The sequence below is a fragment of the Pseudomonas sp. Pseusp3 genome (genome assembly GCF_047304225.1).
Taxonomy (GTDB): Bacteria; Pseudomonadota; Gammaproteobacteria; order Pseudomonadales; family Pseudomonadaceae; genus Aquipseudomonas; species Aquipseudomonas fluorescens_CD.
On the sequence record NZ_JBGLYV010000243.1, the window covers coordinates 1 to 551 of the forward strand.

At 45.4% G+C, this 551-nt stretch carries 2 tRNA genes; both read left to right on the forward strand.

The features are described from left to right. The first annotated feature begins 136 nt into the window (after nucleotides 1-136). Nucleotides 137-213 (forward strand) — tRNA-Ile (locus ACCD00_RS30745). A gap of 9 nt (nucleotides 214-222) precedes the next feature. Next, nucleotides 223-298, forward strand: a tRNA-Ala gene (locus ACCD00_RS30750). Nucleotides 299-551 lie beyond the last annotated feature (253 nt).

Below are 551 nucleotides of genomic sequence, written 5' to 3' on the forward strand. Positions count from 1 at the left end.
TGGATCACCTCCTTAATCGACGACTCAGCTGCTCCATAAGTTCCCACACGAATTGCTTGATTCATTGAAGAAGACGATAGAAGCAGCTTTAAGCTCCAAGCTGATAGCTCACGCTAACAGTTACAAGCTCGAAATTGGGTCTGTAGCTCAGTTGGTTAGAGCGCACCCCTGATAAGGGTGAGGTCGGCAGTTCGAATCTGCCCAGACCCACCAATTTTGTATGGGGCCATAGCTCAGCTGGGAGAGCGCCTGCCTTGCACGCAGGAGGTCAGCGGTTCGATCCCGCTTGGCTCCACCATAAACTGCTTCAACGTGTCGAAGAGTTTAGAAATGAATATTCCGCGATGAATATTGATTTCTAGTCTTTTGATTAGATCGTTCTTTAAAAATTTGGGTATGTGATAGAAAGATAGACTGAACGTTACTTTCACTGGTAACGGATCAGGCTAAGGTAAAATTTGTGAGTTGCTCTATGAGCAAGTGCGAATTTTCGGCGAATGTCGTCTTCATAGTATAACCAGATTGCTTGGGGTTATATGGTCAAGTGAAGA